Here is a 21,746-nt window from a genome sequence, read left to right as displayed (position 1 = left end):
TCCATGGTAAGACTCGATAAACCTTGTCCTGTAAACTCAAGCGACTGATATCTAGCACCATCAACACCAATTAGGCCAATGAGGTGTAAAATGACATCTTTTCCACTCGTCCAATCTCTTAGTGCACCGCTAAGCTCAATATTGATAGCAGTAGGGACTTTGAACCAACACTTTCCAGTTGCCATTCCCACAGCCATATCAGTACTGCCAATACCTGTGGAGAAAGCACCCAGTGCCCCATAGGTACAGGTGTGAGAATATGCGCCAATAACAACGTCGCCAGCAACAACTAGACCTTTTTCAGGCAACAGAGCATGCTCAATGCCCATTTGACCAATTTCGAAATAATTTTCGATTTGATTGTTTTTTGCAAACTGTCTCATTTTAATGGCAAGGTTTGCCGTTTCAATATCTTTGTTTGGTGTAAAGTGATCTGGGACCAATGCAATTTTCTTTGGATCAAATACTTGTCTCACGCCCATCTGATCATAACTATCAATTGCAACCGGTGCTGTTATATCATTTCCAAGTACCATGTCTAAGTCAACATGTACGAACTCTCCAGCAACTAAATTCTCCCTCTGGCAATGTGCTGCTAAAATTTTCTGTGTCATGGTCATTCCCATTTTGTTTCCCTCCTAGTTTAAGTCTATATATGATTTATTTACCGCCTCAATATAGGCATTTATGCTGGCTTCAATGACATCCGTACTAATGCCTCTTCCTCGGAAATTACGATCTTCTATTTTCAAGACAACCACTGCTTCTCCTAGTGCATCCTTGCCTTCTGTAACGGCGTTGATCTTGTAATCGATTAATTTTATCGTTTTATGAACAGACTTTTCAATTACTTTGAATGAAGCATCTACTGGACCATCTCCTACTGAGGCATCTGTAATTTCGTTACCATCGATTTTCAACGAGATCGTCGCAGTAGCAGGAATGTGTTTTCCAGAGTGAATCATGAAAGTTTCAAGTTTTACAACCTCAGGAATGTGTGTTGTCTCTTTATTTAAGATAGCATCAATATCGGCATCGAAAACATCTTTTTTCTTGTCGCAAAGTTCAATGAAAGACGCATATGCCGTTTCAAGTTCTGTTGAATCCAATACATACCCTAAGGCTTTAACCCTGTCCACAAATGCATGTCTACCCGAGTGTTTACCAAGTACAATTTTATTTGTATCAAGACCAACCGATTCTGGTGTCATGATCTCATATGTTGTACGCTCTTGTAGTACACCATGCTGATGAATACCTGCTTCATGGGCAAAAGCGTTATCACCGACAATTGCTTTGTTGGGCTGCACTTTGACACCCGTGATATTTTGAAGTAATTTACTCGTCTTCATAATTTGCTTAGTATCAACATTCGTAAAGCAGTTAAAGTAATCTTTACGGGTGTCAATCGCCATGACGATTTCCTCAAGTGCAGCATTTCCAGCTCTCTCTCCTATACCATTAATGGTACATTCGATTTGTGTTGCACCAGCATTTATAGCTGCAAGTGAGTTGGCAACTGCAAAACCCAAATCGTTGTGACAGTGAACTGAGATTTCAACATTTTCAATATTTGTGATTTGATTTCTCAAGGTCTTGATGAATGTGTAGTATTCATCTGGTGTGGTGTAACCCACTGTATCCGGAATGTTTATGGTTTTTACACCCTCTGCAATAACAGCCGAGAAAATCTCGGTAAGGAATCCCAAATCACTTCTAACCGCATCCTCTGCAGAAAATTCAATATCATCGAAGAATCGCTTGGCATATCGAACACCTTCAACTGCTGATTTTAAAACTTCTTCTCTCGTTAATTTCAATTTATGCTTTAAATGTACATCAGAAGTAGCGATGAACAAGTGAATTCTTGGTTTCTTTGCAAACTGTAAAGCTTCCCATGCGCGATCTATATCTAATTTTGTCGTTCTGGCAAGTGAAGCAACACTGATATTGCCAACATTTCTAGAAATCTCTCGAATTGCGTTAAAGTCGCCAGGTGATGCAATTGCAAATCCTGCTTCTATGACATCCACACCTAATTTTTCGAGTTGTTTTGCTATTTTAACCTTTTCGGATAAATTCATTGTAAAGCCCGGCGCTTGTTCGCCATCTCTCAAAGTTGTATCAAATATTTTAATTCTTTTCATTTCCATTTCCTCCATATTTTGTTTTTTTGAATTAAAAAAAGACTACGCCCCAAATGGGACGCAGTCTTTATCCGCGCGGTACCACCCAAATTACATAAACTTAGTTCATGTCACTTTGATCTCGTAACGTGAGTAACGTCATATCTTACTAAATTCAGATACAAAACTCGGGAGTGAGAGTTAAAGTTTGCCCTCCTGATTCACACCAGCCATCAGGTCTCTTAAAAAGCTTTCTTTAGCATTCTCCGTCAAAGTCTGTTTTCTTATATTGAAAACTAATATAACAATGTTTGGATAGGGTGTCAATACATTTTGTTAAATTTGCGAAACATTTTTTATATTTAAAATTATTTTATGCAATCATTTGTTATTTTTTGTTTTTTCGGGTATTATAATGATAGAATAACTTATACATCTACAATAGTAAAAGGAGCGGCTATGAGAATACTTCATTTTGAATACAGTGATTTTTTTAGACGTGTCGTACACGATTTAGTCTTAAGAAGTGGTCATGCATATTTTGATTCAAGACAAGGAAATGACTTATTTAAAATTTTAGCACATGATGAAATCGATGTTATTTTCACTGGAATGGAGCTTTCTGATATGTCAGGCGAAGAGTTAATAAAAGAACTTAAAAGTTCTAAATTCTGCACAATTCCGATTGTTATACTTACATCTTCAGAGGTGGAAAATTTAAATAAGCGATTAAAAGGATTGGATTTTTATGATTTTATCCTAAAAGAAAATTTAAACATTGATACATTAAATAATGTCTTGGATCGAATTGAAGACATGATGGAATCAAACAATTAAAAATAAAGCGCGTTGTTAGAAAAATATTTTCTAAAACAACACGCTTTTTTTATTATATACAACAAAATTTGAGCCAAAAGCTGTGATGAGGAATGTTTAACCTCAAACAGCGTCAGCGAAAATTGCTTTGAGACATCATCAGATGTCACAAATGTTGCAAGACAACAAAATTTGAGCCAAAAGCTGTGATGAGGAATATTTAACCTCAAACAGCGTCAGCGAAAATTGCTTTGAGACATCGTCAGATGTCACAAATGTTGCAAGACAACAAAATTTGAGCCAAAAGCTGTGACGAGTAATGTTTAACCTCAAACAGCGTCAGCGAAAATTGCTTTGAGACATCGTTAGATGTCACAAATGTTGATGAGGATAAACTACATTTGATCAGGCGCTTCTAAACATACGAGTTTAAGGGCACTTTCGATAACGATTTTAACGGCTTTAACCAATGACAATCTCGCAATTTTAAGAGCTTCGTCATCAACTAAAATTGCATTGTCATGGTAAAATCTGTTAAAATTCTGAGCAAGCTCAACAACATATCTCGCAACAGTGTGAGGTTCATAGTTCTTATGAGCCAAGACAACACTCTCATTATATTTACTTAAAAGACGAACAACTTCCTTAGACGCTTCATCATCTAATTTAGAGAAATCAATTTGATCAACTGTTGGAATTTCTGTGTCGCCTGCTTTTCGAAGAACACTACACGCTCTTGCATGTGTATACTGAACGTACGGTCCTGTTTCCCCTTCAAAAGATAAGGTTCTATCTAATGAGAATGAATAATCCTTAGTTCTACTTGTATAAAGCTCTTGGAAGACAACAGCACCAACACCAACTTGTTTTGCAATTTCTTCCTTATTTGCTAAGTCAGGATTTTTTTCGTTGATAATTGCTTGAGTCTGTTCAATCGCCTTTTGAAGCACATCTTCAAGGAAAACAACTTGCCCTTTTCTTGTCGATAAAGAGCCATCTTCAAGGGAAACCATTCCAAACTCTACATGAATACAATCTTTACTCCACGCATAGCCCATGAGCTCAATAATTTTGAACCATTGCTGGAAATGAAGCTTTTGAGCACTACCAACCACATAGATATTCTTGTCAAAATTGTAGTGATCTTTTCTATATTTTGCTGCTGCAAGGTCACGTGTCATATATAATGACGAACCGTCTTTTTTAGTAATCAAGGCTGGTGGCATACCATATGGTTCAAGGTTAACAATTTCTGCACCATCTGATTTTTCAACAATATTTTTCTCTCTGAGTTCAGATAAGATAGCTGGCATTTTATCTGAATAAAAACTCTCTCCTGCATATGAATCAAAGGTAACACCTAATAGACCATAAACTCTATTGAATACAATTAGTGACATATCTTTAAACAATGTCCATAATTCCACCGCTTCTGGATCGCCATTTTCAAGCTTTGTAAACCATGCTCTAGCTTCATCATTTAACTCTGGTTTAGATTCCGCTTCATCGTGGAATCTTACATATATCTTTAAGAGTTCGTTGATTGGATCAGCCTCGATGACTTCCTTGCTGCCCCAAAGTTTGTAAGCTACAATCAATTTACCAAATTGAGTTCCATAATCACCCAAATGATTAATTGCAACAGTATCATAACCCAAGAATTTATAAATTCTATTTAAGGATTCTCCAATCATGGTACTTCTGATGTGACCCATGTGGAAAGGCTTTGCAATATTAACTGACGAATACTCAACGATTACCTTTTGACCTTGTCCAATTTTTGATTTGCCATACTCTGAACCCAATGTTAGAACCTCTGATAAAATCGTTTTAACAAAATGCTCCTGATTGATGGTAAAATTCAAAAATCCTGCAACTGATGAAACCGATTCAAACAGTTCATTTGACTCTAATTGACCTTTAAGTTCATCTGCAATTTGTACAGGCGCTTTTCTATAAGCTTTAGCCAATTTAAAGCATGGAAATGCGAAATCCCCCATGTCCTTATTTTTGGGATGTTCCATCAAGTTCAGAATTTCATCATAACTTAAGCCTTCAATATGCTTACTTAGTAATGTTGCAATAGATACTTTATAATCCATACAATCCTCCATTATTTATAATAAATATTTTAAATACGATAGCATGTCGTCATCTTTCGATGACTCAAAACAGTTTTCACTGACATCGCTTGAGTCCTAAACCTCTTGCTCAAAGCTGGATGAAAACTAATGATCATATAATCATTTAACACCATAACCTTGTTTTGGCGTTAACGTTCTCATCTAACCGCATTTCGCAAGTTGAACATTCTTGCTCAAAGCTGGATGAAAACTAATGATTTATAATAAAAAACGCCTCTTACATAAATGTAAGAGACGAAAAATCCGCGGTACCACTCTACTTAGAACACATTAGTGTTCTCACTCCATGTCTATAACGGGACAACCGTTCAGCCTACTCAATTCAGCTAAAATCTCATGGGTGCGCTTCAATCATAATCATCTACCAATCTTCCATCAACATCGGCTCGCTAAAAGACTTTTATAACTTACTCTCCCAATCAAAGAACTCTTTAATTATTCAGTTAATTACATGGTATTTTATCATAAATTCATTTTAAAAGCAATCATTTTGAAGATTCTTTTATTGTTTACAATTAAGTGGTTTCAATTTAACAATTCAATGTTTATAATATTATTATAATCAAATTTTAATAGGAGCGTTTAAATGGCTAACATCAATTATTATATACGAAAAGTGAAATCAGCGACACTCACAGAAATTCTAATCGGAATCAATGTGATCATGTTTATATTATCAACAATCATCAATTTTGCAGGTGGTAGTGCCTTTTTAATTCTAGGTGCAAAAATAAACATTCTGATTGCAATGGGACAATTTTGGCGCTTATTGGGTGCTATATTCTTACATGCTGATATAATGCACCTTATTTTTAACATGATGGCGCTCTATATTTTAGGTAGGGATATCGAACGCTTTTATGGCCCCAAAAAGTATCTTTTCATTTATTTTATTTCAGGCTTAATCGGTTCGGCCTTTAGCTTCCTACTGGTACCCAACACAAGTGTTGGTGCATCGGGTGCGATTTTTGGACTCTTTGGTGCGAATCTTTACCTCTATTTTGTAAACCCTCATGCCTATAAGCGAATTTTCGGCACCGATTTTCTCATATTAATCGGAATCAACTTAGTCATTAGCTTTGTAAGACCAAATATTGACGTCGTTGGCCATATTGCTGGTTTAATTGGTGGTTTTGTCGCTGCTTTTGGTGTTGGCATTTATCATGAAAAGGCCTTCACACCAAAACGCATTTTGATACAATTTGTAACCGTTTTGCTCTTCCTTGTACCAACCATTACAGGTGTCGTCACAATGCGATCTACTTCTGATTTTTATGCTACATCGGCGAGCTATTATTACTATCAAGAGAAACCTGAAAAAGCTCTAAAAGTGATCAATCAAGGTCTTGAGAAGTTTCCCGATGAAGTACAATTGCAACAAATTAAAAACCTGATCTCCCAATAAGGAAGACCTGGCGTGCTTAAATACCATTTAAAATCATAACGAGTCTTCAAGAACTTCCACCATGATGTGGAAGTTTTTTTTATTTACATTAATATCATAATAGCGTGTTTCTAAAATACTACAACCCGTTTCATTGTCATCACAACCACTAAATGCTTTCGCTGTATCATTTATTGTATCATTGGCTATATCATTCGTTAACGCATGCGTCTTAAAGTCGTTTCTAAAATGGAGAACATCACCTGCCACGGCTTGTGCAATAATGGGAAGGTCATCACTGAGAACCGTCCCAATTTTTGTGTACCCTCCTGTGGTTTGGCGATCTGCCATCATAATAATGGGTTGTCCACTTGAAGGCACTTGAATGGCACCGAATGCAATCCCATCTGAAATAATGTCTGCTGGTTTCACATGTCCAATTTGCTTTCCACTAAGTCTTATCCCCATCCGATCACTTTGAGGGAGCACTTGGTAACCTTCACTAAAAAAATGCTTAATACCAAGTGTAGAAAACGAATCTTCTTGTGGCCCTAAACTTACCCTAACCTCTTTGTGAGATTGACGAAGCATTTTAAAGTAGACTGAATTATTAGCTTTAACTTTTCGCTTAACAGGATTGACCTGGCCTCTAATGGAAATTTGCTGGCCTTTAGATATGGTCTTTCCGTTTAAGCCTCCAATACCCCCTCTAATGTAAGTGGCGTATGAGCCATATTGAGGTTCACCAATCATCCACTCGCCTTGAACAGCAAGATAATTTCGACAACCAAACTGACAGTCATGCATTTTTATTACGTCCCCTGGATTAAGCAAATAACTTTCCCAGAGGTTGATTTGAGTATTGTTAATAAAAAGTTCACCTAGAGCACCAGTTACCGCAATCAAGGCCTTATGATTAAACCTAATTTCAAAATTTCCAAAAGTCATTTCAATAAGAGGTGTATTTCTTGAATTACCAACAAGTCTATTGGCCATAATACCCGCATATGTGTCCATACAACCACTTTGTGGAATTCCCAGATGCAAGCCCTCATATCTACCTTGATCTTGAATGGTCATTAAAATACCTGGCTTGATTATTTCAAGTTGTGTTTGAATCACTTTAACACCTCCAGTCTAATCGCACCATCATCATTATCTTTTAACATGTCATATGTTTTTTGATCTATGGCATAAAACTGAATGTATTTACCTGCTTCTAAGGCACAAGAATTTTCTCTAAAGAGTTTTAAGGGTGTCTTACCAATTACTTGCCAGCCTCCTGGACAACTAATTGTATAAATACCGGTTTGATGGTCGGCAATACCAACCGATCCTTCTTCAATTTTTATTTTGGGTTGTTCAAGTCTTGGTGTTGCAATTTTGGGATCAAGACCGCCAAGATAAGGAAATCCAGGTGCAAATCCAAGGAAATAAATATAATAATTTGGTTTTGTGTGTCGCTCTATAACCTCATTTATTGGCATGCCATGATAATCAGCCACATAGGCTAATTCTGACCCTTCATATAAGACGGGAATCCTGTATCCCAGCTTATTGTCAGTCGTCAGAGGTCCTAGATTATCAGCAAGATTAGTTAAAATATCTTTTAGAATTATTTCCTTTAAAATATAAGGATCATAATAAATCATCAAACTTTGATATGCAGGCACATACCCTTTGATACCTACTAAAGACATCGCCTTCAGGTGATCCATTATATAGTGAACACTTTGATTAATACTAATATCTATTTTATTTTCAAAGTAAATGGAGATCGCTTGATCTCCAATATTTTTTATCTTATATTCCATTTTACCCTCAATCTATCTTGGCTTAAATATACCTTAATGCATCATATAATTTTTTAGCAATTAAAGCACCATTAGGTTGATCACCATGAACGCAGAGTGTTTTGCCTCTAATCTCAATCGTTTCACCTGTAATCGCTTTAATTTTTCCGGTTCTAGTCCACTCAATGATGCGTTCAACCATTTCATCAACTTCCTCAATAATTGCGTTTTCAATACCTCTAGAAACAAGTAATCCATCGGATGTATAATTTCGATCTACAAATATTTCAGGAACGAAATTTAAACCACACTTTTCCACTGCCACTTCGAGGGCTGTGTTGGGAAGACCATATATTAAAAGACTCGGATCAAATCGCCTTATAATCTCCGCAAAAGTCTCTGCAAGAACGCCATCAAGAGCTAAATCGTTATACATGGCACCATGGGGTTTTACATGATGGCATTTTAATCCCTTAAAGTCACAAAGTGTCTTGAAAGCGCCTAATTGATAACATACTAGTGCCTCAAAGTCTTCAAGCGCCATTTTGACAGATCTTCTGCCAAAACCATGTAAATCCATATACCCAGGATGAGCACCAACACTCACATTATGTTGTTTACATAGCGAAAGTGTTTTACTTATAATCATAGGATCACCAGCATGCATACCCACAGCTATGTTGGCTGATGTTATCCAGGGTATAATTTCTGCATCATTGCCAACTCTGAATTGACCATAACCTTCACCTATATCCGAATTCAAATCCAAACCAATCATAAAGCCATGCCTCCTTGCCATATAATCAAGTCCTTTCGATCATTATATATCAACAGATTTTCATATGTTTCACATAATCTGTCACAAGTCTTACCGCTCCCAGTTATTTTTGTCATTGTAAAGGTCCCATCATATATCTTTGAACTTCCACATGATGGACTACCATCCTTTAGGATAATAGCTCTCTGACCAGTTATTTCTAAAATCTTCAGCGTTTCTTCAGCACCTCTTAAAAATGCATCAGTAACATCTAGACCCGTCTTTGTTATAACCTTATTATTTACAATTTCAGCTGGATCTCTTGGTGTGCTGAGTCCACCAAGTTGTTCTGGACAAAAGGGCACCATTTTTACAACTTTAGATAGATCCAGTAATTCATTGACTTGATTATTACCGCCAGAATACTTTGCATCAAGACCCAAAAGACAGCTGCTAACTGCAAATCCGTTTTGCAAATTATACTCTGGAAACTGCTGAATAATATGTTTCATATCAAATTGATAATCCACATATGGATAATGTTCTAATTTAACTTTGAATCCATTTTTAATAAGAAGTGCCTGTGATCTTTTATTGGTAACCCTAGTTTGAGCATTGATGGCCTTTATATTGCCTTGAAAATAAGCCCACAAGAGAATCCCACTAACAATCTGAGTGCCAAAACCCATATTTTGATACGCTGGTAATAGTGAGTAACTAATCTCAACTTCACCATTATCCGGTCCACCATTAAAGTTAAAATCGCCTATAATTGCCTCACTTTTTTGGTCTTGAACCATCCACCCAAGAAAATTTGGATCACATCCCAAGGCAATCATCGAGATGAAACTACTGACAACTTCCAAATAATCAGGCAAAAACCAATGGTCAGGAATTTTTAACCCTGCCTTTTCAAAAAAAGATTTGTCTGAATCCACAAGTGCTTCATAAAATTCAAGCGACAATGGTGTTAAGATCAATTGCTTTGTTTTAATCATGAAATCCCTCTATTTTAAGTCAATCACAGTGGCACCATAACCACCTTCGTTATAAGCCGCATCCTCAAACTTTTTAACATGTGGATGTCTTTTAAAATGCTCATGTAACCCTTTTCTCAGTACGCCAGTCCCTTTTCCATGAATGATTCTGACACGTTCAAGATTAGAAATAGCAGCATCATCTAAATACTTATCAATGATCATTATTGCATCTTCTATATTGTTCCCTCTGACATCAATTTCAGTTTTTATGGTTGCTGATGTTGCATTGAAAGCCCTTACCTTCTTTACGACTTTTTCATCGCGTTTCTTTTTGTTGATCAAGGCCAAGCCTTTTAGATTAACATTCATTTTCATGAGACCCACTTGAACCGTTAAATCACCCTTTTCATTTGGAAGTGTGATGACTGTTGCCTCTTGGTTAATGGACAATACAATAACACTATCTCCAACCAGAAGAGATTCTGGTGCAAACTCATTAATGGCTTCTACATCGATAACCGAATCTGTCACTGCATTAATAGAATCCGCTAAACGCTTACGCATTTCCTCAATTTCTTTGTTCTTAGTCTGATCCGCATTTTTCTTAATATCGCGTAGGGACTTTACGATTTGATCTGTTTCATCTTTTGCACGTTTGAGTATCTCTTTTGCTTCATCTTTTGATGTCTTCAAAATACGGTCTCTTTGAAGCGTAATTTTTTCTTCTTTTTCTTGCAAACTCTTCTTGAGCTTTTCAACTTCCAATCTCAATCGAATCGCTTCATCTCTTTCTTCTTCAACCTGTTTTCTGTTCTTCTCTATGTTGGCAATAATTTCTTCGAACTCAATATTATCCTTATGAACATATTCTTTTGCATAATCAATTAGCTCTTGGCTTAATCCAAGTTTCTTTGAAATTTCAAATGCATTTGATTTTCCTGGGATGCCAATGAGCAATTTATAGGTTGGACTTAATGTTTCCACGTTAAATTCAACACTCGCATTTTCAATGCCATCATTGATAATTGCATATTCTTTTAATTCAGAATAATGAGTGGTTGCAAGCGTTCTTATATTCCATTTTTTAAGTTTATCCAATATTGCCATGGCAAGTGCAGCACCCTCAGTTGGATCAGTGCCGGCACCGAGTTCATCGAATAAACAGAGAGAATTAGGGGTTACTGAGTTTAGTATCTGAACGATATTGGTCATATGTGATGAAAAAGTACTTAAGCTTTGCTCTATACTTTGCTCGTCACCAATATCTGCAAACACATTTTCAAAAATGCCAATTTCAGTGCCATAACTTGCAGGAATATGCATTCCAGCTTGTGTCATTAGTGTCAGTAAACCAACTGTTTTGAGCGTTACCGTTTTACCACCTGTATTAGGTCCAGTGATTAGCAAGGTTGAGAAGCTCTCCCCAAGCCAAATATTTGAAGGGACAACCACATCTTTTGGAATTAATGGATGTCTACCGTTTTTAATTCTAAATCGATTTGCTGTATTAATCTCAGGTTCAATACCACGCATGGCCAATGATAACTTGCCCTTTGCAAAGATAAAATCAAGCTGTGTCAAAGCACTAATATTTGCGATTACGCCTTCCCCTATTTCAGCAACCTCACCTGTAAGCATTCTCAAAATACGCTCTATTTCCTTTTGCTCTTCAACTTTTAACATGCGCATTTCGTTGTTAAGTTCAACGACTGCCATCGGTTCAATGTAAAAAGTACTGCCTTTAGAAGACTGGTCATGTACCATCCCTTTAATATGATTTTTATGCTCACTTTTTACCGGGATGACAAAACGATCCTGTCTTATGGTTATGATCGTATCTTGAAGGTACTTCTGATAATTTGGAGAGGAGATAATTGACTCCAACTTGTGCCTAATTGCAGCATTTTTGCTCTCAATGCCTTTTCTAATTTTCTTTAGCTCTGGTGAAGCATGGTCTGAAATTTCTTGATCACTAATAATACATAGCTCTATGTGTTTCTCTACCTCTTGATGTATTGTAATAAGAGATGCAATTTCATTTAACTTTGGATACTTCTCCTGTGCACTTTCAGAGCCCGAAATGAATTTCTTCATCGCTCTTGAAGTTCTTAAAGAATCACAAACCTCAAGAAGTTGTTTAGGTGATAAACAGCCGCCGATTTGAGCGATCTTAATATGATCTTTTAAGTCAAAAAGCGGTCCCATGGGGATATTGCCAAATTGAATTAACATTCCGGTCGCTTCGGTTGTCTCATTTAACCAATGTCGGATTGTTCCAATATCAGTTTGAGGTTCTAAAGCTCTACAAACGGACTTACCCAATGCAGAAGAGGCGTTTTCAGCTAACATTTCTATGATTTTAGGATATTCAAGTACTCTAAGTGTCTTTTCTAACATGTCTATTCACTTCCTTTTATTTTCATTATACGAATTGATTATTCTATTTCCTTTTTAAAATGTCCACGAGAATATAAGTCTCGATCAAACTTGTAATGATTTTGAGCAAGCTGTTCAAGAATCTGTTCAATTTCAAGGTCACTTGCACCTAAAAAGCTAATTTTAAAAATTCGAATGCCATTTTTCAACATTGTATCCATCTCATCTACTAGATAGATGGGTCTTGGCAGCAAGAGGTGCATTCTACAAATACTTGGCTCTAGATACAGGGGATAGGCTTCATGCATTTCGTCTTCTAACATATAAGATGCCTTTGAGCATCTACCACAGTGATCATGCCCATCTAAAACGCCGCCAACAACACAATATTCGCTGGTCATAACCGGAAAACGACCATAGACATACCACTGTAGCTTATATAAGGCTTCATCGAGATGCTTTAAGATGACCTTAGACTCATCAAAAGTGACTTCATGAGTCAATGCGAAATCCTGAATTTCAAAACTCTTTATTGCGAGGCTATTAAATAGCATCGCATCTTCTTCAATTATGACCCTTGCATTTTGATAAAGTCTTATCATACCTAAGTGCGGTAAATGTGAAATACTGATTTGCCTCATGCTTTCATCTTGTGAAAAGTATAATCGTATGAAAGTTTTAATAAAATCAAGCTCATCATTCCTCACGATTTTAGGCAATGCCGGAATGATATTCTCATCCATACATTCTTTAAAAATACTCATGTAATGCTTTAAATCATGATATAAAATCTCAACGGTTAAATGACCCTCATTTTTATACCTAAAACTCATTACTTGTTCAAGTTGCAGTTTGTCATATACGTGTATTCTATAAATTTTCTTTGTCGCGTTTGCTAACTTTACCGGATCATGATTTTTTATACGCTCTTGCATTGAAAGTTTAAAAGCCTCAGGCACATCTTCTTTCAACTCCTTTGCGATTCTGTTAGGATACTTGTTTAGCATTTGCTTTTCAATCATGCCGATGGCCTGTCTTCTCATCCTGTTTAGCTCACTGATTGGAAGTGCAATGTCATCGTCAATTTCAACGTCTAAAGTATCAAGATAAAATGAGGTCCCCCCCAGTTTAGACAACTGTTCATAAATTCGATTGGAATCAAGCGGCATGGATCTGGCCTTCTCTACTGCCTTTAGGGCATCTATTTGCACTGGTTCAAATGCTGACATGAGCTCATCATGGTCCAAATTAACCAATGTCGCTTTTAAACATGCTGGATTATCTAATTTGGCTACGAAGTCAAACTTTACACCATATTTGGGATACTGCACTTTACCATTTCGAACCATTTCATCAATAAACTGCTTGTCATAAGTTTTATAAAGAATCGCATTTTTCTTCAAGGGATATTTATAATTTACTTTTACAACGTCACCCTTATCTGCAAATTCAACTTTTTCATTGCCCTTTATTATAACTTCTGCTCTGGCACCAGATGTTGCCCCATTGTAGCGATATTGAAGCTCATCCCCTTTATTTAAGGTATCAAATAAAACCAGTTCTGCAAATTGATTATCATAACTTTTTACCTTGCCTAAGATGGTGCCGTATGCACTCGGAATTTCATAATTCATCAACTCATCAAACTTAGCCTCGAAGAGATGACCTTCCGTAAACTGCCGATTAAAGCTCTTTCTTAAATCTTGAATGGTATTTAACCTACCATCTATTGCATTTCTATAATGTGAAACGACGTTATAAACATAGTCTGGCCCCTTTAAACGCCCTTCTATTTTTAGTGAAATCTTTTGAACTTGTTTAAAGGCCTCAATATGTTCAATAACAGATAGGTCCTTAGGGCTTAATAAATAAACCTGCCCTTTTTGAGACATGATTTCGCCTGTATCTTGTTGTTTTAGTGTATACTTTTTACGGCATGGTTGGGCACAACTGCCTCTATTTCCACTTCTGCCGCCAATCATACTACTCATTAGACAGTTACCTGAATAAGAAATACACAAAGCCCCATGTATAAATACTTCCAGTTCAATATCAGTCTCTTTGCGAATTGCCTTAATTTCTTCAAAGCTTAACTCTCTCGCGACAACAACCCGTGTAAAGCCACATTCAGCTGCAAATAGAACATCTTCTGTTGAATGTAGTGTCATTTGTGTACTCGCATGACAATCGAAATCCGGATAATATTTTTTGATCGCTTTAACCAAACCAAAGTCCTGCAATATAAGGGCATCAACATTTGCATGGTATAAAAAATCAACAAATGCCATACAATCAGAAAGCTCATTTTCTTTTATCAGGGTATTGACTGTCACATAAATTAAGACACCATTTTTATGACAAATTTCAACAGCCTCTCTTAATTCCTCGTTACTGAAGCCCGCCGATTTTCTAGCACCGAACGCACTTCCTCCAATATATATTGCATCTGCACCTGCATTAATAGCTGCATTTAAGCTCTCTATAGAGCCAGCTGGTGCTAATAATTCTATATTTTTCATTCTATATTCTCCATAATCATTTAACGCCAAAACCTTGTTTTGTCGTCACTCTTCTCATCTAACCGCTTTTCACAAGTTAATAACTCTTATTCAAGGTTAGATGAAAACTAATGATCTATATAAAAAAAGTACCTTAACAATAATGTAAGGTACTTAAATGATTAGTTTGTCTAGTCTTCAAAATCAATCACTCTTAATTGACCTTCTCTATGAGAAAATTCCTTCTCAAGCTCAGCAACTTCATCCCTAGAGCGTTTTAGATTATCTTCTTTGTCTTTTAACTCGTGATCTAATTTATCCATTCTTTTTCTCAATTGAGAAACGCCTGTTTCATATATGCTTGATGAATCTATCAATTTAGAAAATTCCTGAACCATCTTCTCATAAGCTTTACTTCGTCTATCAAACTCAGCTACAACTGCATCAAGTTCATCTCTAGCGCTTTTAAGCTCATATTGAGGTGAATTAATGCGTTTTTCAAGTTCATTTTTTTCACTATTGACTTTAAAAAATTCATCTGCAATATTTAAAGCCGTCAAAACGCCAATCATTGAAGTACTTAATTTTCTATTGCTTTCAAAAGTTTCACGCATTTTGTCATCAACATAATTTGCGACACTTTGCATGTGCTCTCTAGAATCTTCACTTACCAATGTATATTCTCTATCCATAATTTTGACAATAACTTTATTCTTTTTTTGCATTAAATACACCTCCAAGCAAGTTACCTAACTACTATTATACTAAAATTTGAATTTTTTTCATACAATCTTTTCATTTTATTATCTGAAAACACTCTTTTCCTGCAAGTTCTGCAAACGTCTCAGGTTCAAGAATCAAGCAGTTGATATGAGCATCAATAGAAATTTGTTTAATACTAGCTGACATATATCTCACCTGAGGGGATATCATGATAGTGTTGATCTTGAGAAATGTAGTGTCAATGGCATCCTTTGTAATTTCAGTAGCTGGGGCAAATAAAAACAAATAATCAAGTTCACTATATTTTTGAACAGCCTCAGGATCATAAAGTACCGAAGCATAGTCTATTTTGGCTCTATAACCTTGTTCCTGGGCAGCATTCAAAACGCTTTTCAAAAACATCTGACTTGACAGTCCACCTGTGCACAACATTAAAATTACATTTACCATACCATCACCTACCACTTTATATGCTTATTTTCAACACTAAATAAGCCTAGTTCCTTCTTTATAAAAGCTTAATGCCATCTTCTAAAATCTGTATTTTCTGATCTTTTAACAATTTACCTACAGCTCTTTTAAATGCGCGTTTACTAAGGTTTAATCTTCGTTTTATGAGGTCAGGATCGCTCTCGTCATTAAGTTGTAGCATACCGCCATTTTCAACTAAGGCTTTCATAACAACTTCAACATCACTAAAAATTTGAACACTTGATTTTTGTTTTATACTTAAGTTCAATTTACCGTCATCTCTAATTTTTGTGATTCGTGCTTCTATTTGAGCACCCACTTTTATCTCTTTATAGAATTCATGCTTGGGTATAAACCCGTGATATTGGTTGTCAACTGCAACAAAAGCACCCATTTCGTCTTTTATTTCATAGACAATCCCCTTAACTTGTTGATTTGTTTCATATTCACTTTGATCTGATAAGTGATTGTAAATTTTCATGGTTGCAGAAATATGACCATTGTCATCAAGCAAAAGCTTTACCAAGCATTTGGTGCCGTTCATAGGTTCACCTTTGGCTTCATTAAATGGTAAAAACACATCCTTATCTATCCCATTGTTTAAGAAAAAACCGGATTTTATACCACCAACACATTTTAAAACGCCAATTTCACCAACCTGTAAAAAAGGTGTTTGCGTGGTTGCTGTGAGTCTTTGTTCTGAGTCATGATAAATAAAAACGTCTAATTCATCATTGACAACAAGATCCTTCGGCTTAAATTTATTTGGCAGCAAAATCTCTGCTTCACCATTTATTTCATCACTCATATAAGCGCCATATTCAGATAACCTATTTACATAAGCCTTTTGAATTTTACCAACATTAAACATTTTTACCTCTTTCATAATAACATTTTATAAATTAATACCCAATTCATTTTGGATAAATCTCGTCTTTTCGTTTGTTTTAATATTATAGCATATTGTACCATTTTTAAACAGTATTTTGGTGGAAGCGCTTTTATCTCTCAATTAACTTAACACACTTTTATTTGCATTCGAACCCATTTATAAAGTCTTACATTAAACTCTAAAGGCTGATCATTTCTCATCATAGCTTTTGATTTAATTTTGTCCAATCAATCCGTTAATGCCAAAACATTGCTTTGCCGCATCTAACCTTTTTGAACCTTATTGCTCAAAGAACTAATGATCTATAACGAAAAAAAACCTCGGATCAACCGAGGTTTTAAGTAACTATCTGATTGGTGTTACGTTTTCAGCTTGAGGACCTTTAGGACCTTGAGCGATTTCAAAGCTTACTGCTTCGCCTTCTTCTAAAGATTTGAAGCCATCTTTGTTAATTTGTGAGAAGTGTACGAATACATCTTTTCCATCTTCAGCAGTAATAAAGCCGAATCCTTTTTCTGAGTTAAACCATTTTACAGTTCCGTTAATCATGTTTTGTTCCTCCAAAATTTTTTTCCTTAAAAACCTAGTGCAAAAAAAACATAACAAAATTTTGGAAGCCTAAGACAGACATCTTCACTGCTATCCGATCTTTTTGAATAATTTTTTTTACTGGTGAATCAAGGTACAACTTAATAATACACTGATTTAGAAAAAATTGCAAGTCTTTTTAATTATGCATAAATAGCTAAATTATGCATACATTGCTTCGATTTGCTTTTGAATATTTTCATCATCAAGGAACTCATCAAAGTCTATTTCCTTATCAAATACACCATTTGGCGTAATTTCTAAAACGCGATTTGCGATTGTTTCAATAAATTTATGGTCATGCGAAGTGAATAAAAGTGTTCCTTTAAAGGCAATTAAACCATTATTCACGGCTTCAATAGATTCAAGATCAAGGTGATTCGTAGGCTCATCTAGTAAAATGACATTAGCTTTAGAAAGCATCAATTTAGAGAACATACATCTAACCTTTTCGCCTCCAGATAAAACATTCGCCTTTTTAAGCGGTTCATCACCAGAAAATAACATTTTACCTAGGAATCCACGAATGAAGGTTTCTGTTTTTTCTTCAGAGTATTGTCTCAACCAATCAATAAGGTTCATTTCAACACCTTCGAAGAATTCAGTATTATCTTTTGGAAGATATGATTGTGAAGTTGTAACACCCCATTTGAAGCTGCCTTCGTCTGGTTCCATTTCGCCCATTAAAATTTTGAAAAGAGCAGTTCTCGCCATTTCATTACGGCTTAATACAACAACTTTATCACCTTTGTTTATTGTGAAAGAAACATTGTCGAGTACTTTAACACCATCAATTGTTTTGGTTAAACCCTCTACCTGTAAAATATCCTTACCTGCTTCTCTTTCAGGTGTGAAGCCAACAAATGGATACTTTCTTGATGATGGTTGAATGTCTTCTATGTTTATTTTATCAAGCATTTTCTTTCTAGAAGTTGCTTGCTTTGCTTTTGAAGCATTTGAACTAAATCTTGCAATAAAGTCCTGTAATTCCTTAATTTTTTCTTCTTTTTTCTTGTTCTGCTCACGCATCAATCTAAGCATTAACTGACTTGATTCATACCAGAAATCATAGTTTCCTACGAATAGTTTTGCTTTACCAAAGTCGATGTCCAACATGTGGGTACAAACCTTGTTTAAGAAGTGTCTATCATGTGATACAACGATGACAATTTTATCATAATTGATTAAGAATTCTTCTAACCAGTTAATTGCTTTAAAGTCCAAGTGGTTGGTAGGCTCATCCATTAGCAGGATATCTGGTGCACCAAATAGAGATTGTGCAAGTAGAACTTTAACCTTATCATCAGATGGAATGTCTGCCATCATCTTTCCAAAGTTTTCAGATCTCACACCAAGTCCATTTAAAAGCTTTTCAGCATTAGATTCAGCATCCCAGCCATCGAGTTCTGCAAATTCACCTTCAAGCTCTGCTGCCTTCATACCATCTTCTTCTGTGAACTCAGGCTTCATGTAAAGCTCGTCTTTTTCCTTCATAATTTCATAAAGTCTTTTATGACCCATGATAACAGTATCTAAAACCGTATAATCATCAAATTGGAAATGATCCTGTTTCAATACTGCTAGTCTTTCACCAGGTGTGATAAATACATCACCTTCATTTGGTTCTATTTCTCCCGAGAGAATTCTGAGGAAAGTAGACTTTCCTGCGCCGTTTGCTCCGATCACGCCATAGCAGTTCCCTGGTGTAAATTTTACATTAACTTCGTCAAATAATTTTTTATCACTAAATCTCAATCCAACATTCGTTACTTGTATCAAAGTTTTGCCACCTTTCAAAAAATCATAATGTTCCGTACCTTTACCCGAATATAAATTATATCATTTTTTCAGTGAAGTACAATCCTATTTTTAAGATTTCATTAAATAAAGCTATAATTTAACATTATTTAAAAAGCACTGTTCACATCTAATCGTCAAAACGAGAAAATGAACAGTGCTTCAAGTTCAACACATTACTTAATTTTTTCTATTATTTCAATTAACAATTTCTCAGCATCTTCATTTGGAACTTGGCAAGTACCAGCATTCATGTGCCCACCACCCCCATATGATAGCATGACATCTCCTATATTAGTCTTATTGCTTCTATTGAAGATTGATTTACCTACTGTAAACACTGTATTTTGCTTTTTAAGCCCCCAAATAACTTGAATTGAAATATTGCATTCTGGAAACAAAGCATATTTATAGAAGCGATTTCCTGGAAATATGGTTTCTTCATTTCTCAAATCCACTACAATAACATTATCATATACCTTGGTATTGTTTTGAATTTGTGCTTTAAACTCAACTTGATACTTGTTGTAGAGGTCTACACGCTCTTTTACATCAGGCAGTTCCAAGATCTCCTCAATTGTATGGTTCTTACAGTAGTCTATTAGGTCCATCATCAATTGATAATTTGAAACTGTAAAGTCCCTAAATCTTCCCAAGCCAGTTCTCGCATCCATCATGAAGCTTAAAAGTTCCCAGCCACTAGGATTCAATACATCTTCTTTGGTAAATTGAGCTGAATCCGCCTTATCCACTGCCAAGATCATTTCATAGGGGATTGACTTAAAACGCTCGCTACCACCATAATACTCATACACAACTCTGGCAGCAGACGGCGCGTCTTTATCAATAATATGATTTTCGCGAACACCTTGATTTCTAATAGTCTCACTTAAATGATGATCAAAAGCAAGATAGACACCTTCACAATAAGGCAAATTTGTTGTAATATCTCTGTCGGTCACTTCTATTAACCCATCTTGCATATCCTTTGGATGCACAAATTTAATATCATCAATTAAATTTAGTTCCTTTAACAAGACAGCACAAACAAGACCATCAAAATCACTTCTTGTTATCAATCTGTATTTTTCACTCATAAGCCCTCCATTATCTAATCTTTACATTTACATCATCAAATTCTCTTGTATAATTATATTATACGACTAAAAAAGCAATATAAACAGGAAACGTTTTAAATATTACTTGAAATTTAAAATTGAGTCATATAAATTGATCACTCACATTAGGAGGCACTATGAATCATGAGAAAAAATTTAACTCTCACTCACTCTTTGACATTAAACATGATGCTTTGAACCTAATTCTTTTCATTTCGGCAGTCACAGCTATTTTTGCAGCGACCATTCACACCTTTAATCGTCGTCCGCTCTCAAACATTATGCTCCCCCTTATGATTGGGTTAATTTTATTCATACTCTATTACCTATCAACTGCCAAGAATTACCACAGTTTTGTCAAATATGCCTTCTTTGTCATATTAAATGTCCTCTACCTACCAATTGCATGGCTTACCTCTCCAGGTTCCAATTCTGCTATGCCTTTGTACACCTTTTTGATTATCGTAACTTCAGCTCTGCTTGCTGATTCTAAAAAGGACTATTTGTTTCCAATTTTTTGCTTCTTAGAAGCCATACTCATGTATTTCATAGAATATCAAACACCCGAAAAATTTGCGACCTATACTGACCTTAAATATCGTGTCCTTGATATAGGTGTTAATTTTTCACTTTGTGCAATTATTGCCCTTATCCTAATCTTTTACATCAACAACCATTTTATAGATAAGTCAACTCAGTTATATCGACTCTCTGTTACCGATCATTTGACTGGGTTATATAATAGAAGATTTTTAATAAAGAACCTAGAGACGGAATACAACAAGGCTTCGAGAACAAACATGCCCTTCGCTATTTTATTGATTGATATTGACAACTTTAAACTGGTAAACGATAACTTTGGACACCATGATGGCGATATTATGCTCTCCAACTTAGGTGATATCTTACGAAATCATTCACGCAACTATGATATTGCAGGACGATTTGGTGGAGATGAGTTTCTTGTCATTTTACCTCACACGACCGTGGATGCCGCTCAAAGTTATGCATCAAGAATTCGAAATGCATTTTCTCACGTTGCCATGCCCTATATTGAATATGATGTCCAAATTAGTATTGGCATAGCTTCAAGTGAAAATAAAACACTTGATGAAATCTTAAAGATTGCTGATGATAGTCTATACAAAACCAAAAGAAAGACATATTCAAATAAAATATAATGTGGTAAACTATCTAGAGGATAGGAGACCTATGAAAATTTTAGCGATTTCAGATGTAGAAAGTAAATATATTTATGATTATTTTGATCCCAAAAACTTTGT

The 21,746-nt window shown here is 35.6% G+C and carries 18 protein-coding genes and 2 other annotated features; of the genes, 3 read left to right on the top strand and 15 right to left on the bottom strand.

Going from position 1 to position 21,746, the window contains the following annotated elements; genetic code table 11:
* The coding region (locus AC220I_RS06700; protein WP_486723040.1) for an aconitase family protein at positions 1–626 on the bottom strand (626 nt) is incomplete at its 3' end.
* A 12-nt stretch (positions 627–638) separates the two neighbouring features.
* A complete protein-coding gene (locus AC220I_RS06695; protein ID WP_486723039.1) occupies positions 639–2,162 on the bottom strand; it encodes a 2-isopropylmalate synthase in 1,524 nt (507 codons plus the stop codon).
* A gap of 36 nt (positions 2,163–2,198) precedes the next feature.
* Positions 2,199–2,408 (bottom strand) — a binding site (T-box leader).
* 177 nt (positions 2,409–2,585) lie between these two features.
* On the opposite strand from AC220I_RS06695, the gene AC220I_RS06690 reads away from it, so the two are divergent.
* Positions 2,586–2,963, top strand: a complete 378-nt coding sequence (locus AC220I_RS06690; RefSeq protein ID WP_486723038.1) for a response regulator — start codon at positions 2,586–2,588, stop codon at positions 2,961–2,963.
* Positions 2,964–3,337: 374 nt separating this feature from the next.
* Here the strand turns inward: AC220I_RS06690 and argS are convergent, their stop codons facing one another.
* Positions 3,338–5,044, bottom strand: a complete 1,707-nt coding sequence (argS, locus tag AC220I_RS06685) for an arginine--tRNA ligase (protein ID WP_486723037.1) — start codon at positions 5,042–5,044, stop codon at positions 3,338–3,340.
* A gap of 269 nt (positions 5,045–5,313) precedes the next feature.
* Positions 5,314–5,518, bottom strand: a binding site (T-box leader).
* A gap of 154 nt (positions 5,519–5,672) precedes the next feature.
* Between argS and AC220I_RS06680 the strand changes: the two genes are divergently transcribed.
* Positions 5,673–6,491, top strand: coding sequence for a rhomboid family intramembrane serine protease (locus AC220I_RS06680; RefSeq protein WP_486723036.1), 819 nt, complete (start codon positions 5,673–5,675; stop codon positions 6,489–6,491).
* A gap of 33 nt (positions 6,492–6,524) precedes the next feature.
* On the opposite strand, the gene AC220I_RS06675 is transcribed toward AC220I_RS06680, so the two are convergent.
* The 12 genes from AC220I_RS06675 to AC220I_RS06620 all read right to left on the bottom strand — a co-directional run bounded on the left by AC220I_RS06675 (position 6,525) and on the right by AC220I_RS06620 (position 20,442).
* A complete protein-coding gene (locus AC220I_RS06675) occupies positions 6,525–7,592 on the bottom strand; it encodes a 5-oxoprolinase subunit C family protein (RefSeq protein WP_486723035.1) in 1,068 nt (355 codons plus the stop codon).
* Positions 7,589–8,284 carry a 5-oxoprolinase subunit PxpB gene (gene pxpB, locus AC220I_RS06670; protein ID WP_486723034.1) on the bottom strand — a complete coding sequence of 232 codons (696 nt, stop codon included), beginning with the start codon at positions 8,282–8,284 and terminating at the stop codon, positions 7,589–7,591. The genes AC220I_RS06675 and pxpB overlap by 4 nt, the downstream gene beginning before the upstream one ends.
* 22 nt (positions 8,285–8,306) lie before the next feature.
* Positions 8,307–9,041 carry a 5-oxoprolinase subunit PxpA gene (locus tag AC220I_RS06665; RefSeq protein ID WP_486723033.1) on the bottom strand — a complete coding sequence of 245 codons (735 nt, stop codon included), beginning with the start codon at positions 9,039–9,041 and terminating at the stop codon, positions 8,307–8,309.
* Positions 9,038–10,018, bottom strand: coding sequence for a GNAT family N-acetyltransferase (locus tag AC220I_RS06660; protein WP_486723032.1), 981 nt, complete (start codon positions 10,016–10,018; stop codon positions 9,038–9,040). Before AC220I_RS06660 ends, AC220I_RS06665 begins: the two co-directional genes overlap by 4 nt.
* Positions 10,019–10,027: 9 nt before the next feature.
* A complete protein-coding gene (locus AC220I_RS06655) occupies positions 10,028–12,397 on the bottom strand; it encodes an endonuclease MutS2 (RefSeq protein WP_486723031.1) in 2,370 nt (789 codons plus the stop codon).
* Between the two features lie 38 nt (positions 12,398–12,435).
* A complete protein-coding gene (locus AC220I_RS06650) occupies positions 12,436–14,895 on the bottom strand; it encodes a peptidase U32 family protein (protein ID WP_486723030.1) in 2,460 nt (819 codons plus the stop codon).
* A 170-nt stretch (positions 14,896–15,065) separates the two neighbouring features.
* On the bottom strand, positions 15,066–15,599 hold the full coding sequence (locus AC220I_RS06645) for a cell division protein ZapA (RefSeq protein WP_486723029.1): 534 nt from the start codon (positions 15,597–15,599) through the stop codon (positions 15,066–15,068).
* A gap of 70 nt (positions 15,600–15,669) precedes the next feature.
* A complete protein-coding gene (locus AC220I_RS06640; RefSeq protein WP_486723028.1) occupies positions 15,670–16,047 on the bottom strand; it encodes a PTS sugar transporter subunit IIB in 378 nt (125 codons plus the stop codon).
* A gap of 58 nt (positions 16,048–16,105) precedes the next feature.
* Entirely contained in the window at positions 16,106–16,954 is an 849-nt protein-coding gene (locus tag AC220I_RS06635) for a CvfB family protein (RefSeq protein ID WP_486723027.1), read from the bottom strand.
* Between the two features lie 351 nt (positions 16,955–17,305).
* Positions 17,306–17,506 carry a cold shock domain-containing protein gene (locus AC220I_RS06630; protein ID WP_069876505.1) on the bottom strand — a complete coding sequence of 67 codons (201 nt, stop codon included), beginning with the start codon at positions 17,504–17,506 and terminating at the stop codon, positions 17,306–17,308.
* A 204-nt stretch (positions 17,507–17,710) separates the two neighbouring features.
* Positions 17,711–19,327 carry an ABC-F family ATP-binding cassette domain-containing protein gene (locus AC220I_RS06625; protein WP_486723026.1) on the bottom strand — a complete coding sequence of 539 codons (1,617 nt, stop codon included), beginning with the start codon at positions 19,325–19,327 and terminating at the stop codon, positions 17,711–17,713.
* 194 nt (positions 19,328–19,521) lie between these two features.
* The gene (locus AC220I_RS06620; RefSeq protein WP_486723025.1) at positions 19,522–20,442 is read right to left on the bottom strand and encodes an exopolyphosphatase; all 921 of its coding nucleotides are present in this window, start codon (positions 20,440–20,442) and stop codon (positions 19,522–19,524) included.
* Between the two features lie 158 nt (positions 20,443–20,600).
* Here AC220I_RS06620 and AC220I_RS06615 point away from each other — a divergent pair, with 158 nt between their 5' ends.
* On the top strand, positions 20,601–21,644 hold the full coding sequence (locus AC220I_RS06615; RefSeq protein ID WP_486723024.1) for a GGDEF domain-containing protein: 1,044 nt from the start codon (positions 20,601–20,603) through the stop codon (positions 21,642–21,644).
* Positions 21,645–21,746 lie beyond the last annotated feature (102 nt).

The sequence above is a fragment of the Fusibacter sp. genome (assembly GCF_057447755.1).
Note: the sequence above shows the minus strand (reverse complement) of the source record. Positions and strands in the feature narration are given on the sequence as shown.